The sequence below is a fragment of the Actinokineospora sp. NPDC051303 genome, assembly GCF_055586285.1.
The window spans coordinates 1-14,693 of sequence record NZ_JBVJIN010000012.1; the positions used below are offsets into that span (position 1 = coordinate 1).

General features: G+C 69.5%; 18 protein-coding genes and 1 CRISPR repeat array. Of the genes, 8 read left to right on the forward strand and 10 right to left on the reverse strand.

Annotated elements, in window-relative coordinates:
- Positions 1–324: 324 nt before the first annotated feature.
- From ACZ6SD_RS11855 to ACZ6SD_RS11870, 4 genes are all read left to right on the forward strand, one after another.
- Positions 325–855 (forward strand): hypothetical protein, encoded by a 531-nt coding sequence (locus tag ACZ6SD_RS11855; RefSeq protein ID WP_465316910.1) that lies wholly within the window; start codon positions 325–327, stop codon positions 853–855.
- Positions 856–876: 21 nt separating this feature from the next.
- Positions 877–1,350, forward strand: a complete 474-nt coding sequence (bcp, locus tag ACZ6SD_RS11860) for a thioredoxin-dependent thiol peroxidase (protein WP_465316911.1) — start codon at positions 877–879, stop codon at positions 1,348–1,350.
- Positions 1,351–1,425: 75 nt separating this feature from the next.
- Positions 1,426–2,427 (forward strand): serine hydrolase, encoded by a 1,002-nt coding sequence (locus ACZ6SD_RS11865; RefSeq protein ID WP_465316912.1) that lies wholly within the window; start codon positions 1,426–1,428, stop codon positions 2,425–2,427.
- A 51-nt stretch (positions 2,428–2,478) separates the two neighbouring features.
- Complete coding sequence (locus ACZ6SD_RS11870) at positions 2,479–3,336, forward strand: serine hydrolase (RefSeq protein ID WP_465316913.1); 858 nt, start codon at positions 2,479–2,481, stop codon at positions 3,334–3,336.
- A 294-nt stretch (positions 3,337–3,630) separates the two neighbouring features.
- Positions 3,631–3,904: a CRISPR direct-repeat array (repeat unit 30 nt; unit sequence GGGTCTTCCCCGCGCACGCGGGGCTGTTCC).
- Between the two features lie 138 nt (positions 3,905–4,042).
- On the opposite strand, the gene ACZ6SD_RS11875 is transcribed toward ACZ6SD_RS11870, so the two are convergent.
- From ACZ6SD_RS11875 to ACZ6SD_RS11910, 8 genes are all read right to left on the reverse strand, one after another.
- Positions 4,043–4,249, reverse strand: coding sequence for a helix-turn-helix domain-containing protein (locus ACZ6SD_RS11875; RefSeq protein ID WP_088985077.1), 207 nt, complete (start codon positions 4,247–4,249; stop codon positions 4,043–4,045).
- Positions 4,249–4,728 (reverse strand): DUF2975 domain-containing protein, encoded by a 480-nt coding sequence (locus ACZ6SD_RS11880; protein WP_465316914.1) that lies wholly within the window; start codon positions 4,726–4,728, stop codon positions 4,249–4,251. The genes ACZ6SD_RS11875 and ACZ6SD_RS11880 overlap by 1 nt, the downstream gene beginning before the upstream one ends.
- 31 nt (positions 4,729–4,759) lie before the next feature.
- On the reverse strand, positions 4,760–5,374 hold the full coding sequence (rdgB, locus tag ACZ6SD_RS11885) for an RdgB/HAM1 family non-canonical purine NTP pyrophosphatase (protein ID WP_465316915.1): 615 nt from the start codon (positions 5,372–5,374) through the stop codon (positions 4,760–4,762).
- Positions 5,371–6,132, reverse strand: a complete 762-nt coding sequence (gene rph, locus ACZ6SD_RS11890) for a ribonuclease PH (RefSeq protein ID WP_465316916.1) — start codon at positions 6,130–6,132, stop codon at positions 5,371–5,373. The genes rdgB and rph overlap by 4 nt, the downstream gene beginning before the upstream one ends.
- Positions 6,133–6,155: 23 nt before the next feature.
- Positions 6,156–6,926: an MBL fold metallo-hydrolase gene (locus ACZ6SD_RS11895; RefSeq protein WP_465316917.1), complete on the reverse strand. Its 771-nt coding sequence runs from the start codon at positions 6,924–6,926 to the stop codon at positions 6,156–6,158.
- 36 nt (positions 6,927–6,962) lie between these two features.
- Entirely contained in the window at positions 6,963–7,763 is an 801-nt protein-coding gene (gene murI / locus ACZ6SD_RS11900) for a glutamate racemase (RefSeq protein WP_465316918.1), read from the reverse strand.
- Complete coding sequence (locus tag ACZ6SD_RS11905) at positions 7,760–8,389, reverse strand: rhomboid family intramembrane serine protease (RefSeq protein WP_465316919.1); 630 nt, start codon at positions 8,387–8,389, stop codon at positions 7,760–7,762. The genes murI and ACZ6SD_RS11905 overlap by 4 nt, the downstream gene beginning before the upstream one ends.
- Positions 8,390–8,809: 420 nt before the next feature.
- On the reverse strand, positions 8,810–9,493 hold the full coding sequence (locus tag ACZ6SD_RS11910) for an aspartate/glutamate racemase family protein (protein ID WP_465317040.1): 684 nt from the start codon (positions 9,491–9,493) through the stop codon (positions 8,810–8,812).
- 56 nt (positions 9,494–9,549) lie between these two features.
- Here ACZ6SD_RS11910 and ACZ6SD_RS11915 point away from each other — a divergent pair, with 56 nt between their 5' ends.
- Together ACZ6SD_RS11915 and ACZ6SD_RS11920 are read left to right on the forward strand one after the other, a co-directional pair.
- Positions 9,550–10,401 (forward strand): SMP-30/gluconolactonase/LRE family protein, encoded by an 852-nt coding sequence (locus tag ACZ6SD_RS11915; protein WP_465316920.1) that lies wholly within the window; start codon positions 9,550–9,552, stop codon positions 10,399–10,401.
- A 28-nt stretch (positions 10,402–10,429) separates the two neighbouring features.
- Positions 10,430–11,158: a Type 1 glutamine amidotransferase-like domain-containing protein gene (locus ACZ6SD_RS11920; protein WP_465316921.1), complete on the forward strand. Its 729-nt coding sequence runs from the start codon at positions 10,430–10,432 to the stop codon at positions 11,156–11,158.
- Here the strand turns inward: ACZ6SD_RS11920 and ACZ6SD_RS11925 are convergent.
- Entirely contained in the window at positions 11,133–12,428 is a 1,296-nt protein-coding gene (locus tag ACZ6SD_RS11925) for an XRE family transcriptional regulator (RefSeq protein ID WP_465316922.1), read from the reverse strand. The genes ACZ6SD_RS11920 and ACZ6SD_RS11925 overlap by 26 nt on opposite strands.
- A gap of 269 nt (positions 12,429–12,697) precedes the next feature.
- Between ACZ6SD_RS11925 and ACZ6SD_RS11930 the strand changes: the two genes are divergently transcribed.
- Entirely contained in the window at positions 12,698–13,108 is a 411-nt protein-coding gene (locus ACZ6SD_RS11930; RefSeq protein ID WP_465316923.1) for a hypothetical protein, read from the forward strand.
- Positions 13,105–13,716, forward strand: a complete 612-nt coding sequence (locus ACZ6SD_RS11935) for a hypothetical protein (RefSeq protein ID WP_465316924.1) — start codon at positions 13,105–13,107, stop codon at positions 13,714–13,716. Before ACZ6SD_RS11930 ends, ACZ6SD_RS11935 begins: the two co-directional genes overlap by 4 nt.
- A 4-nt stretch (positions 13,717–13,720) precedes the next feature.
- Here the strand turns inward: ACZ6SD_RS11935 and ACZ6SD_RS11940 are convergent, their stop codons facing one another.
- Positions 13,721–14,671, reverse strand: a complete 951-nt coding sequence (locus ACZ6SD_RS11940; RefSeq protein WP_465316925.1) for a PLP-dependent cysteine synthase family protein — start codon at positions 14,669–14,671, stop codon at positions 13,721–13,723.
- Between the last annotated feature and the right edge of the window lie 22 nt (positions 14,672–14,693).

Genomic DNA, 14,693 nt, shown 5'->3' on the forward strand with positions numbered 1-14,693 from the left:
ACGACGGGATCTTCCTTCGTAGGGGCCCCAAAGAAACCACTCCACCCCATCGAGCAGACAGACCCAGCCAGCCACCCGGGAACCCGCTCCACCCCATCGAGCAACCCCACCACGCAAACCCACGAGAGCCCAGGACGGCTGCAATTCCACAGCTGCAACCAGCACCAAGTGGCCCCCATCACCACCAGCCCCACCCCTGATCACGGCTCGGCCACAGTGCGACACCAGCTCCGACTCGACGCCCGATTGAAGGCCACGTCCACGGCATCCGCCCGTCACTGTAGAGCGCGTACCCACACGTGACGAAGAAAGAGGCAACCGCCCGTGAAGACCGTCGGACTGGCGGCCGCGACCAGCGCGCTCCTGGTGGTCCTCACCACCAGCGCGTGCGGCGGCGGACCCGCGACGGCCCAAGCGGGCGCCCCCACCACCTCCGGCGAGCAGGTGGCCCGCTCCGCTGGCCCGCTGTCCCGGAGCAACGACCGCGTCGACCTGGGCAACGGCATCACCATCGTGATCTCCGCGCCCAAATCCTTCGTGCCGACCGCGTCCGCGTCCCCCGTCGCCCCGCGGGCGGTCGGGTTCGAGATGACCCTGCAGAACGACGGCGCCACCCCGTACCGCCCCACGCTGCTGTCCCTGTCGGCGAGCGCGGACGGGACGGGCACCCAGCAGGTGATCGACTCCACGCAGGGCTACAGCGGCGTCGTCGGCCAGGACGAGATCCAGCCTGGGCGGAGTGTCCAGTTCTCGGTGGCGTTCGCCGTGCCCGCGGAGAAGGCGCTCGTGGTGGTCGAGGCGCAGCCGGACCCGGCGCGCGGCGCCACCGTGACCGTGTTCCACGGGGTGGCGTGAGGGCCCGCTAGCGTCAGCGGCATGAGTGAGCAGAACCGCCTGTCCGCTGGCGATCAGGCCCCCGACTTCACCCTGCCCGACAGCGAGGGCAACCCGGTGTCGCTGGCCGACTTCCGCGGCCGGTCCGTGGTCGTCTACTTCTATCCGGCGGCGGCGACGCCGGGCTGCACGAAGCAGGCGTGCGACTTCCGGGACAACCTCGCCGAGCTGAACGACGCGGGTTTCGCCGTGCTCGGCGTCTCGCCGGACAAGCCCGCGAAGCTGGCGAAGTTCGTCGCCGACGAGGGCCTGACGTTCCCGCTGCTGTCCGACGCCGACCGCGCGGTGATGACCGAGTGGGGCGCGTACGGCCAGAAGCAGCTTTACGGCAAGACCGTGACGGGTGTGATCCGGTCCACGTTCGTGATCGACCCCGAGGGCGCGGTGACGCACGCGCTCTACAACGTGCGGGCCACCGGGCACGTCGCCAAGCTGCGCAAAGACCTCAAGATCTGACGTTTTCCGGCCAGTTCGCCCCGCTGGGGCAACCATCGGGGCCGGTGCGCCGTAACGGCGTGCTGAGCGGAGAAGTTGACCCACGATCGGGTCAACTTTTCCCGCCGGGTGGGCGTGTTTCCCGACATGCGCCACCACCGGATCGGGACTTCGCTGGTCTTGCTGAGCCTGTTCGCCGTCGCGGCCACCGGCTGCGCGAGCCCGTCGAGGACCGTCGCGCTGCCCGCCGCCGCACCTGCCGTGGAGTCGATCGTGGAGTCACCCGCCGCCTCGCCCACTCCGGAACCGAAGCCGTCGGCGATGCCGTCCCTGGAGCCGTCCCCGACACCGACGCCGTCCCCGCCGCCGACCCGGTCGCCGGGCAAACCCCCGAAGGCCGCCAAGCCGGACGCGATCACCGCGGCCGTCCGCGCCGTGCAGGGCTCGGCGACCGTGGGCGCGCTGGTGATCGACCGGGAAAGCGGCGACGAGGTGCTGGCCGTCCAGCCCGACCGCGGGTTCCGGTCGGCGTCGCTGGTGAAGCTGCTCATGGCCATCGACGCGCTCGGCCGGGGCGCGGACGCGCGGACCCGGCAGCGGATCGAGGTCATGCTGCGGCTGTCCGACGACGACGTCGCCGACGACCTGTGGGTCCAGGGCGGCGGCGCGGCGCTGGTCACCCGGACCGCGCGGGCGATCGGCCTGACCGGCGCCCGCCCGCCCGCGATCCCGGGCCGCTGGGGCGATGTCCTGCTCACCCCGCGCGACGTCGGCCGGATATACCAGCACGTGCTGAACCGGCTGCCCTCGGCGGACCGCGACCTGATCGTGGCCGCGCTCGCCGCCGCCCCTCGGCAGGCGGCCGACGGGTTCGACCAGTACTTCGGCATCCCGGACGGCATCTCGGCGCGGTGGGCGGTGAAGCAGGGCTGGTCGAACAGCAAGAGCGACATCGTCCTGCACAGCACGGGACTGGTCGGGCCGGAGTGGCGGTACGTGGTGGTGCTGCTGACCGAGCACCCCTTGTCGGTGCGGTGGAAGACCGCCGCGCACTCGGTCACCGCTGGGGCGGAGACCCTGAACCGCCTGTTTACCTGATCTTTTCACGCGTTGCCGAACTCTCCCGGCCGATCTCGCGTTGACGCCGGTATGCGCAGTCGATCGACTCGGCTCGCGGCGACGGGGGCGGTCGCGATCACCGTGTCGTTCGTCCTGGTGGCCTCATCGGCCGCCGCCCCACTCGCGGCGAGCGCCAGTTCGCCGGTGGCCTCGCTGGCTCGCCCAGCGGCACCACCCGTCCTCGCCGCGGCCAGCGTCGACTCCGCCGCCGTCGCCACGGCCGTCACCGCGGCGGTGCGCGCGGTGTCGAAACGCGCCGACGTCGGCCTGATCGTGTGGGACCGCGCCCTGGCCGGGCCCCTGGTCTCGGTCGAAGCCGACCGCCGATTCCGGTCCGCGTCCCTGGTCAAACTGCTCATCGCGATCCAAGCCGCCCCCGACCCCACCCACCGCGCCCGCGTCGAGCGAATGCTGCGCGACAGCAACGACAACGACGCCAGCATCCTCTGGGGCTTACACGGCGGCGACGCGCTGCCCGCCACCGCCGCCACCACCCTCGGCCGAACCGGCCCCACCGCCCCCGACATCCCCGGCCGGTGGGGCAACACCCCACTCACCCCGAACGACGTCCTGGCCGCCTACCAACACCTGCTGACCACCCTGCCCACCCTGATCGACCCCATGCGCGCCGCCCCCCGCCACGCCGCGGACGGCTTCGACCAGCACTTCGGCATCCCCTCGGCCTTCCCTGCGCCCTGGGCGGTGAAACAGGCCTGGGGCAACGCCGCCGACCACGTCGCCGTCCACTCCACCGGCACCCTCGGCCCCGACGACCGCTACATCGTGGTGCTGATGACCAACCACCCACCCGGCACCCCGTTCAGATCAGCCACGGCAGCCGTCACCGCAGGCGCCCAAGCCCTCGCCAGCTCCCTCCCCCTGACCTGACCACGTTCCACGTCGGGCCCCGACCACTCCCAGCTCCTGTCAAGTCCCCTGTCCACATAGGCCGAACCTGTCCACAGCTTTCGCGCACCCCCTCCCGCAGGCCCCCACAGCCGATAGACTGGAGCGGGGGCGGCCCCCAGGGAGGGCGGGGTTGTGCCGGGGCCTGTTCGCGCCGGTTCTGGGCGGTGCCGGTCCAGCCCTATCGACACGGACATCGACGGATCGCCCCAGCTCCACCTCGACTGAAAGTGAATTCAAAACACCGTTCCGACTCATAGACCCCCAGGTCAACAAGTGTCTTCCCCGCGCACGCGGGGCTGTTCCCGCCTGGTCGCCGCCCTGACGGCCGCCTGGCGGGTCTTCCCCGCGCACGCGGGGCTGTTCCCAACGCCCAAACCGTCCCGCACCAGGCGCTGGGGTCTTCCCCGCGCACGCGGGGCTGTTCCTCCGTGGGGAATCACCTACCCCTTTTACGGTGGGTCTTCCCCGCGCACGCGGGGCTGTTCCCGTCCTGCGCCAAGTGGTCCCCGCCATCGCCGATTCTTCCCTGCGCACGCGGGGCTGGTCCGGCTTCGGCCGTCGCTCGGGAGTCCCTCGATGCTCTCTCCCCGCCCGGGAGATCCTGGGACCCAACCGACCACCACCGCTGGCACCCACAAACCGTTAAGCGGTCGTCTGGGGATCAGGGCGGGGAGGTGGGCACCTTTCAGTCCTCGACCCATTCGAGCAGGTCGCCAGGCTGGCAGCCGAGGACTCGGCACATGGCTTCGAGGGTGCTGAACCGGACGGCCTTGGCGCGGCCGTTCTTGAGGACCGCCACGTTCGCCGGGGTGAGGCCGACGCGTTCGGCGAACTCGCCGACGCTCATTTTGCGTTTGGCCAGTTCGACGTCGATGCGCACGACGATCGGCATCAGATCACCGCTTCCATGTCGGTGCGCAGCGTGGTGGCCTGCCGCAGCAAGGCCCGCATCACCACCATCAACAACCCCACCACCGTCAGACCCACGCACAGCAGGAACAAGAGCATCGGCATTCCCGGGTCGTCCGCGTTGATGGTGACCAGGAACGACACGCCCACGAGTGCCACCCACGCCGCGCCGATCGCCCACACGATCGCGTCCACCCACCGCATGGACGCCGCACTGAAGATGCGGTCGTTCTTGACCAGGGTGAGCAGCTTCCAGGTGGACACCACCACCACCTGCACGCACAGCACCCAGTAGACCGCCAGGGCGGTCAGCGGCCACCGCAGGTGCGCGTCCTGCGGCGACTCCTGGGCCATGTGCGCGAACTGCCCGGGCAGCGACAACGTCTGGAAGACGACCAGAATCCCGAACAGCACCACCAAAAAGACTCGGAGCAGGGCAACAGCCCGATGCGTTGTGATCATGCATCGAGTATCGCTAGCTACCTATCGAAAGTCAATCGACAGTTATCGCTCCGCGATCTAGGTGCGGCAGCAGCATGCGCAGCGCCCGCGCCCGGTGGGACAGCGCGTCCTTCTCCTCGGGCGCGAGTTCCGCCGAGGTCCGGTCATGCCCCTCCGGCACGAAGATCGGGTCGTAGCCGAAGCCGTTGGCCCCGCGCGGCTCCCGGATCAACCGGCCCCGCCACTCGGCGCGCAGGACGGTCTCACCGCCGCCCGGCACGACGAAGGCCACCGTGCACACGAAGGCCGCGCCGCGCCGGTCGTCGGGGACGTCGGTGAGCTGCCCCAGGACCAGGTCCAGGTTGGCCTGGTCGTCGCCGTGGCGGCCCGACCAACGGGCCGAGAGGACGCCCGGCATGCCGTTGAGCGCGTCGACAGCCAGGCCCGAGTCGTCGGCGATCGACGGGAGGCCGGTCTCCCGGGCGGCGTCCCGCGCCTTGGCCAGGGCGTTCTCCTCGAACGTCGCCCCGGTCTCGGGGGCGTCGGGGAACTCCGGGACGTCGGCCAAGCCGACGATCTCGACGCCGGAGATGTTCTCGGCGGCCAGGATGCGGCGCAGCTCGGTGAGCTTCTTGGCGTTGCGGGTGGCGAGCAGGACGCGGGTCACTTGGCCGCCTTCGGCTCGGGCAGCTCCTTGGGGTACGGCAGGGCCAGCGCCTCGGCCTGCACTCGGTTGAGCTCAGCGCACCCGGCCAACGCCATGTCCAGCATCCGGTCGAGGGTGGACCGGGCGAAGGTCGCGCCCTCGCCGGTGCCCTGGACCTCGATCAGCGTGCCCGCGTCGGTCGCGACCACGTTCATGTCGACCTCGGCGCGGACGTCTTCCTCATACGGCAAGTCCAGCCGAACCCGGCCGCCGACGACGCCGACGCTGACCGCGGACACCGCGCACGACAGCGGCTGCGGGTCGGCCAGCCTGCCCGCGGCGGCGAGCCAGGTGACCGCGTCGGCCAGCGCGACATAGGCCCCGGTGATGGCCGCGGTGCGGGTGCCGCCATCGGCCTGGATGACGTCGCAGTCGAGGTGGATGGTGTTCTCGCCGAGCGCGGCCAGGTCGATGCACGCGCGCAGCGACCGGCCGATGAGCCTGCTGATCTCGTGCGTGCGGCCGCCGATGCGGCCCTTCACCGACTCCCGGTCGCCGCGGGTGTTGGTGGCCGAGGGCAGCATGGCGTACTCGGCGGTCACCCAGCCCAGCCCCGAGCCCTTGCGCCACCGGGGCACGCCCTCGGTCACGCTGGCCGCGCACAGCACCCGGGTGCCGCCGAACTCCACCAGGACCGAGCCCGCGGGCCACAGCTGGTAGCCGCGGGTGATCTTGATGTCCCTGAGCTGGTCGTCGTTCCTGCCATCGCTTCTCACCACGACGGCCAGCCTAGAGGCCGGTCTCAGATCTCGTAGCGAGCGCCCTGCTCGACCCGGATCGTCTCCCCGCTGAACGCGGCCTCCGCCTCGGCCATGACGGCGTCGGCGTCGGTCCACGGCGGGATGTGGGTGACCAGCAGCCGCCGCGCGCCCGCGCTCTCGGCCAACTCGCCCGCCTCGCGGCCGGACAGGTGCAGGTCGGGGATCACCGCCGCGCCGTGCGTCCAGGACGCCTCGGCCAGCACCACGTCGGAGCCCTCGGCGAGCGCGGTGACCCCGGCGCTGACACCCGTGTCACCGGTGTAAACGAGGGTGCGGCCCGCGTGGGTGATGCGGAAGCTGAACGACTCGCACGGGTGCGCGGCGGACGCGGCGACCACCTCGAACGGGCCGATGTGGAACTTGCCCACGGCGAGCGCGTGGTAGTCGTACACATCGGACAGATCGGTGATCTGCCGGTCGGCCTCGTCGGTGGCGTAGGCGTTGATGAACCGCTGCGGCGCCTCGTGCGGTGCGTACACCGGCAGCTTGTGCACCCGGGGGTCGCGCGGCGGGCGCGGGTGGTAGCGCCGGTACACACTCAGCCCGGCGAAGTCCGCGCAGTGGTCGGCGTGCAGGTGCGAGAACAGCAGGGCGTCCAGCTCGAACGGGTCGCGGATCGCCTGCAGCGCGGCGAAGGTGCCGTTGCCGAGTTCGATGCCGAGCAGGAAGCCCTCGGCCTCCAGCAGATAGCCGGACGCGGGGGCGTTGGGTCCGGGAACACTCCCGGAGCAGCCGAGGACGGTCAGCAACACGTGGGACAGAGTGTCACAGCCGAGCCCCGAGCACGATCACCGATCGGCCAGCGAGGCCACGCTGGCCAGTTCCGGGCCGAGGAACCGGCGGGCCAGCCGGTGGAACGGCTCGGCCGCCCCGGTGGCGGCGAACTCGTGCTTGGGCTCGGCGTCGGACTCGGCGAGCAAGCCGTTCTCGGTGAGCACCCGGAAGACGTCTTTGGCGCACTCTTCCGCGCTGGACACCAGGGTGGTCTCCGGCCCCATGACGACCTGCAGAACCCCTGTGAGCAGCGGATAGTGCGTGCAGCCGAGCACGACGGTGTCGACGTTGGCCTGTTGCAGCGGCTCAAGGTAGGTCTGCGCGAGACCCAGGATCTGCCGCCCGGAGGTGACGCCGTGCTCGACGAAATCAACGAATCTCGGACACGCCGAACCGGTCACCGTGATCCCCGGCGCGGCGGCGAACGCGTCCTCGTAGGCCCGCGACCGAATCGTTCCCGTGGTTCCGATCACGCCGACCCGCCCCGTCCGCGTCGCGGACACCGCACGCCGCACGGCGGGCACCACGACCTCCACGACGGGTATGTCGTACCGCTCCCGCGCGTCGCGCAGGCAGGCGGCGGACGCGGTGTTGCAGGCGATCACGAGCATCTTGACCCCGCCCGCGACAAGATCGTCCGCGATGCGCAAGGCGTGCGCCCGGACCTCCGCGATCGGCAGGGGCCCGTAGGGGCTGTTGCGGGTGTCGCCGACGTAGCGCAACCGCTCGCGCGGAAGCTGGTCGAGGATCGACCGGGCGACGGTCAGCCCGCCCACTCCGGAGTCGAAGATCCCGATCGGGGCATCCGGGTTCACGCGGCGAACCCGCCGGGCGCGGGCTTGGGCGCCCGTTTGTCGCTCAGCGCCACCAGCCAGGCCGCGAGCACCCCGCCGAGCGCCCCGAACAGGTGCCCCTGCCAGGAGATGCGCGGGTCGCCCGGCAACACGCTGAACAGCATCGTGCCCCAGTACAACAGCAGCACAGCGGCGACGCCGAGTTGCCGCAGGCTACGGTTGAACACGCCCCGGACCAGCAGGAACAGCAACCAGCCGAAGCACAGCCCGGACGCCCCGACGGTCACCGCGCCACCGACGCCGGTCAACCAGACCCCGACCCCGCTCACCACCCAGATGGTCGCGGTGACGGCCGCCCACTGCCCGATCCCGTTGGCCATGGCCAGGAACGCGAACACCAGCAGCGGCACGGTGTTGGACACCAGGTGCCCCCACCCGTCATGCAGCAGCGGCGCCCACAGAATCCCGTCGAGCCCAGCCACTTCGCGCGGCAAGATCCCATTCTGGTCCAGACTCGCAGGCACGATGACGTCGACAAGCTCAACCAGGTACAGCAGCACGGCGAACACGCCGACAACCACCGCGGCCTGCCCCGGATCCGGCGGCAGGACCCGGCCACCACCAGGTTTGACGGGCGAGATGCTCACCTGTCCGAGGTTACGTGGGCTCGGCACCCGATGGGCAGGCAGCAGCGAACCCGCCCCTCCTGCCAACCGAACCCAAAGCTGCGAGGTGCTCGACGGGAGCGAAACACCGAACCCGCCCTCCCACCAACCGCACCCGAAGCTGCCAGGTGCCCAACGGGGGCGAACACCGAACCCGCCCTCCCACCAGCCACACCCCAACGCTGCCAGGTGCCCGATGGGCCAAACAGCGAACCCGCCAACCGCCGCCCGGTCCCGCCAGGTGCTCGATGGGGTGGAGTGGTTTCTTCGGGGGAGAAGGAAGATCGCTAAGCTGGCTGCGCGTGTGAGGCCGTAGGCTTCCCACCCGTCTTTCACACGGCGATCTTCCTTCGTAGGGGCCCCGAAGAAACCACTCCACCCCATCGAGCAAGACAGACAAAATCACCCAACCCCGAGAGCCACATCGACCGCCAACTCAGCATGCAGTCGGGCGCTGGGAAAGACCGGAACCGGGCTGTCCGCCTGGTCAACGAGCAGTTCGATCTCAGTGCAACCGAGGATGACGCCTTCCGCCCCACGGTCCACCAAGCGGTCTATCACCTGCCGGTAAAGCTGACGCGACTCTTCGCTGACGACACCGACGACCAACTCTTCGTAGATGACGCGGTGGACAGAGGCACGGTCATCGGAATCAGGCACGAGGACGTCCAAGCCGTGCCCGGCGAGGCGACCGGTGTAGAAGTCTTGCTCCATCGTGAACGCCGTGCCCAGCAGCCCGACGCGGGTAAGGCCCGCCCGGATGACAGCGGTAGCGGTGGTGTCGGCCAAGTGCAGCAGGGGAACGCCCAGATCGTCGGCGACCTTGTGCATGGTGTTGGTGCACAGCACGATCACCTCCGCCCCCGCCCGCACCAGGGCCTGCGCGGCGGCGCGCAGCACGGCCGCCGCATCGTCCCAGCGGCCGTCGGCCTGCATCCGCTCGATCTCGGCGAAGTCGACCGAGTACAGCACGCAGTGCGCCGAGCGCAGCCCGCCCAGCCGCTCCCGGACGCGCTCGTTGACCACCCGGTAGTACTCGATGGACGATTCCCAGCTCATGCCGCCGAGCAGCCCGATCACCTTCACCCGGCGATCGTGCCGCAGCGGATGCGCCCTGGTCATCCCTATTACATGATCAGCCCATGGACGTGGCGGTGCGCGCGGAAGCGGTGCTCGGCGAGGGCCCGACCTGGGACGTGCTTACCCGCACGCTGGTTTGGGTCGACATTCTCTCGTCAGAAGCGCACCGCTATGACCCGGTCACCGGTAAGGACGAGGTCTTAGCGCTACCGCAGCACGTCGGCGCCGTGAAACCGCGCGCGTTTGGCGGCTTGGTCGCCAACCTGCGCGACGGTGTGGCGCTGCTGGACCGGGACGGGTCGCGGCGCTGGCTGGTCTACTGGGGCCGCGAGGGCTACCGAGGCAACGACGCGGGCGTTGACCCCGCCGGGCGCCTCTGGGCGGGCACGACAGCCTACGGGGCAGGCTCGGCGGCGGGCTGGCTGGCGCGGGTGGACCCGTCCGGCGCGGCCCACGTCGTGCTTAACGACGTCCAGGTAAGCAACGGCATCGGCTGGAGCCCGGACGGCACCCGCCTCTACTTCATCGACTCCCCCACCAACCGCGTCGACGTCTTCGACTACGACGTGACCACCGGCGACGCGGTAAACCGACGCCCCCTGTGCGCGGTAGCGGGACCAGGCTTCCCAGACGGCCTCTGCGTGGACGCCGACGGCTGTGTCTGGGTCGCCCTATGGGACGGCAACGCCATCCACCGCTACACCCCCACCGGCGACCTAGACCGCGAGATCCAGGTCCCAGTGTCCCGCCCGACCGCCTGCTGTTTCGGCGGCCCCGACCTGACCGACCTCTACGTCACCACAGCCCGCCGGGGCCTCACCGACACCCAACTATCCGAGCAACCGTTAGCCGGTTCCGTCTTGGTCTTCCCCGGCGCGGGCACCGGCCACCCCACCACTGCATTCGCGGGCTGATAAGTCCGGAAGAAGTCAAAGGGGAACCATGCCCACGAACAACCCGACAATCCTCGCCACCTCCATGGGATTCAACCGCTCTTGCGAACCCTGGCAACCGTCCCCTGTGTTTTCCTACGCCTTCGACCTCGCTCGAACCACAACCCCCCGTTTGTGCTTCATCTCAACCGCCACCGGCGACAACCAGCACAGCATCACCAACTTCCACCACGCCTTCACAAACAGCGACGTCCAGACCAGCCACCTCACCCTGTTCGACAAACCCAATGTGCCCGATATCGCGGCCCACCTACGTGATCAAGACGTCATCTGGGTGGACCGTGGCAGTCTCGCCAATCTGGTGGCAGTGTGGCGCGCACACGACTTGGACTGGATTCTGCGAACCTGCTGGCAAGACGGAATCGTTCTCGGCGGCGAGTCAGCGGGCTCACTCTGCTGGTTCACCGGCTGCACAACAGATTCCTTCGGCGAAGTCCGGACCTACCCAGACGGCCTAGGATTTCTGCCATTCTCAAACGCGGTACACTACCAAAATCGGCGCGAACCATTCCGCACCGACATCAAAAGCGAAAAACTGCCTGATGGCTATGCCACGGACACGGGCGCGGGCTTGCATTTCGAAGGCACAGAGTTGGTCACAGCAATCTCCGACCGAGCGAAGTCCCGCGCGTACCAGGTGGCAAGAACCGCAGCAGGTGAGGTCGAAGAACGAGCCTTGGCCACACTCCTACTCAAGCGATACCAGGCTGCCCAGTGAGAGCGGAAGCGCGCAGGGCCGTGTCCACCCGGTGGTTCAACTCCCGCACTGACGGCATGCTCCGATGCTGCCGTCCCGCGAGACGCAACTGCCGTAGCGCCTCGAATATCCGGTCGGAACGCACAAGCCCCAACGCGTCCAGGGCAGCATTCCCCAGGGCCACCGCATGTCCGGGGTCGTCGCGGGCCATGGTCAGGTGGGCGAGGTTGGCTATGGCCAGGGTTTTACCCCGGGATTGGGGCTGCGGATAGCGTTCGATCGCGGCGGCGAGGCGCGTCTGCGCCCGAGTGTGGTCTCCGCCGTTCACCGCGAGGTGCGACAGCGCCCGCCCGAGGTCGCGTTCCAGGTGAGCGACCGTGTAGTAGGAGATCCATTCCGGTTCGTCCCCGTTTCCGGCGGCGAAGTGGTCCTCGGCTCGCTGGACGGCAGCCAGACAGTCGGATTCGCGGCGCTTGCCGCTGAGGCCAAGCGCTCGGGCATGGCGGGTATGCATCACCGCTCGGGTGACGGGGGTCAGGCGGTCGGCCCGCACCAACGCCATCTCCGCCATGCTGAGGGCGTCGTCGGGCCGCCCCTGGTGCACCGCCAGGTTGGCCAGGCCGGAGAGTCCCTTGGCGCGCATCGCCCAGTCGCCCGCTTCGGTGGCGCAGCCGACCGCGAAACGAAAACAGCGCTCGGCCCGCGCGGCTGCGCCCGCGTCGAAGCACATGCCCCCCGCGACGTCGGCGAGTTCGGCGACCGCCGAAAAAAGCGCACGCCGCACCACGTCCTGGGAGAACCGGCCGTCAAGGAGGTCCGCCGAGGTGGAGAGTTGGGCGACCACGGCCTCGGACGACAGACCACCCACGAACCCGTTGTCCTGCTGGGCGAACGTGCGGGCGAGGGAGCGCACTTGGTCGACTTCCGCTTGACCGACGCGCCCCTGGGCGCTTCTGGCCGCGAAGTCGTTCAGGGGATCACTGAAAGCGAGGCCAGCGACCGAACCCGCCAAGACGCGCAGGAATGCTTGGCGTTCCACGTCATCCCCTCCATCCACATGCCGAGGACCGTGCTCCACGGTAGCGGCCCTGGAACGGGTGCTGAAAAAGCCGAGTTCGGCGTCGGACTGGCGACGCAGTGCCCGGCGCAGCGCGGCGCGGTACTGCCGATTGGGCCACCGGTGCACTCCCCGTTCCAACTTGCCGATGTAGTCGGCATCCATCGCCCCCGGTTTGCCGGTGGCCTGCTCAACCTGGGTGTTGGCGAACTCAGCGAGCTGCCCCTGAGTCATCCCGACGGCTTCGCGGGCCGTCCGCAACAGGCGATTGGGCTCCGGTGACACAGCTTCCCTCCGTACAGGTTCAGTGTCGGAGAGTAGCGCCTGGGGTGGATGAATCCGACCGTTGAGCGCCAATTCTCCGCACAAACCTCCGGGTTGACGCCTGACTCGCCGCCGTGACAGGCGGCGTCTTGATCTACGCCTTGGCCTCTGTTCCGGCAATGGGTCGCCAGGACCAGGCTCGATCCCAAGACCATGAAGCCAAGCCAGGAGTGGACCGGATGCCGCACGCCATCATCACCCAAGCCGATGCCCTGTCCTGTTTTCCTGAACTCGATAACCTTCCCGCCAACGGGAACGGGTGGGGTTTCCACTCGCTGAGCAAGGCAGGCGCCGTGTTCGGTGTCGCGGCCAGTCGCGCCCATCGGCACTACACCGACGCGGTCTTCGTCTTCGAGCACCGGCACGTGCTCGGAATACGGGTGGTGCCGGGCAGGGGTGGCGGGATCGTGTGGATGCGGCACGGCGACGGCATCGCCGAGATCGCCCGGGAATTGGTGGCGGTTCCCGCGCCGGGCGAGCCGGGGGCGCCGGGCTCGATCTTGCCCGTGGACGCGCTGTTGACACCGACGTCAGACATGCTGGCAAGCAACGTCCACGCGGCGGGAGCGGCTGCGGGTGGTGGGCTGTGACCGGCAACGATGCCACCGCAGGTCGGACCGGGATGGTCGTTCCGTACATCGCCTCCTGGAGCGGGGAGGAGTGGGCCGATCTCCCGCGCATGGTGGAGCGGCCCGGTGGGGGAATCGGCTACGCCGACGAGCATCTCAGCGACCGCGACAGCCGCGGCATCCTCTGGGACCGAGTCAGCGGCACCCCTGGGCACGGCAAACCCCTGTACGCCAAGATTCACCCCCTGCGCCAACGACGGGCCATGCGCAGGCTGCTCTGCCAGGTCTGCGGCCAGCCAGCCGCGACGACCCGCCACGGCGTCCTCTGGATACTCCCCAACACCGGCCACCCCTGGTCACAGGACATGCTGACCAGCGAACCGCCGATCTGCCAGCTCTGCGCGCGCCTGGCCGCCAACGCCTGCCCAGCCCTCCGCCGAGGCCATGTCCTCCTGCGCGCGGGGTCATTCACCCTTTACGGCATCGATGGCATCCACTACCGACCCGCCAGCCCGCACCCGGCGCCCGTCGACCATCACACCGTGTCCTTCGCCGATCCCGCCATCAGATGGACCCTCGCCTCGAAACTGGTGCGCGAGATCGGCGACTACACCATCCTCGACCGTTGACCGGTCACGCCCAGAGGTGGCCGTCCAAGCGTTCGGAGGCCTCGTCCAGGGAGCCGCTGTACGCGCCGGTTGACAGGTACTTCCAGCCCGCGTCGGCGACGACGAAGACCACGTCGCCCGATTCTCCGGTGCCTGCGACCTTCTCGGCGACGGCGAGGGCCGCGTGGAGGATGGCGCCGGTGGAGATGCCAGCGAAGATGCCTTCGGTCTCCAGCAGTTGCCGGGTCCTGCGCAGCGCGTCGTAGGAGCCGACCGAGTATCGGCCGGTGAGCACGTCCGGGTCGTACAGTTCCGGGACGAAGCCCTCATCGAGGTTGCGCAGGCCGTAGACCAGTTCGCCGTAGCGGGGTTCCGCGGCGATGATTTGGACGTCCGGTTTGTGCTCGCGCAGGTAGCGGCCTACGCCTACCAGGGTGCCGGTGGTGCCGAGGCCCGCCACGAAGTGCGTGATGGTGGGCAGGTCGCGCAGGATTTCCGGGCCGGTGCCGGTGTAGTGCGCGTTGGCGTTGTCCGGGTTGCCGTACTGGTAGAGCATCACCCAGTCCGGGTTCTGCTCGGCCAGCTCCTTGGCCCGGCGGACGGCCTCGTTCGAGCCGCCCGCCGCCGGGGAGAACACGATCCGCGCCCCGTAGGCCTGCAGGAGCTGCCTGCGTTCCTCGGAGGTGTTCTCCGGCATCACGCAGACCAGGCCGTAACCCTTGAGCTTGGCCGCCATGGCCAGCGCGATCCCGGTGTTGCCCGAGGTGGGCTCCAGGATGGTCGCGCCCGGCATCAGCCGCCCGTCGCGCTCGGCCGCCTCGACCATGGCCAGCGCGGGCCGGTCCTTGATCGAGCCGGTCGGGTTGCGGTCCTCCAGCTTGGCCCACAGCCGGACGTTCTCCGATGGGGACAGCCTCGGCAGCCCCACCAGGGGGGTGTCGCCGAGCGCGTCCAAGAGCGAGTCGTACCGAGCCACGGGGCGGCCCTCCAAAGGGGGT